Source organism: Arhodomonas sp. KWT, from assembly GCF_010993615.1.
Genome location: NZ_WNXE01000948.1, coordinates 1 through 644 on the forward strand (window position 1 = coordinate 1; position 644 = coordinate 644).

Consider the following 644-nt stretch of genomic DNA (forward strand, 5'->3'; position numbering starts at 1 on the left):
CGCGTCGTCAGCATCACGCAGCCGTCCAGGGTGAGGACGTTGCCCCAGTGGCTCGTCTCGAAGACCTGGATGTGCTGGTAGGGGCTGTGCTCGTCGAGGAGCGTACCCGTAATGCGCAGCGAAAACGCCACGCCCTCGTCCTCGAACGCTTCGGAAAACCAGTGCTCGTCGAGACTCATGCCGTGCTCCGCGTGGATCGTGGGCGGGAGTTTACTCCTGATAGCGGTGTCCGGCACAGGGCGGCAATCGTGCAGTCGCGCCGTGTGCCGGGGGCGCTGATATCATGGCCGTTTCTTCCCGTCGGCCAACCCGCCTTACGCCGTGTGCGGGCAGGGTAACGAACGGGGCATTACAGCACAGAGAGAGGAGACCAGTCGGATGACTGACACGCCGCAGCGCATCGCCGTCGTGGGGGGCGGCACCATGGGACGGGGGATCGCCCAGACCGCCCTCACCGCGGGCCGGGAGGTCGTCCTGTGCGACGTCTCCGAGGCCGTTCTGGACAAGGCCCGGGAGGCCATCGACGGTGGCCTGCGGCGCCTCGTCGACAAGGGCCGGCTGGAGGCCGACGCCGCCGAGGCCGCGCTCGCGCGACTCAGCGTCACCACCCGCATGGCGGACCTGGCCGATGCAACGGTGATTGT

General features: G+C 68.0%; 1 protein-coding gene and 1 pseudogene. One reads left to right on the plus strand and one right to left on the minus strand.

Features of this window, described 5'->3' with window-relative positions; translation table 11 throughout:
• Window positions 1-179: pseudogene (locus tag G7A99_RS23480) on the minus strand (polyamine aminopropyltransferase); the annotation flags it as partial.
• Between the two features lie 199 nt (window positions 180-378).
• Here G7A99_RS23480 and G7A99_RS23485 point away from each other — a divergent pair.
• Window positions 379-644, plus strand: a 266-nt coding sequence (locus G7A99_RS23485) for a 3-hydroxyacyl-CoA dehydrogenase NAD-binding domain-containing protein (protein WP_163144458.1), incomplete at its 3' end; no start/stop codon positions are given.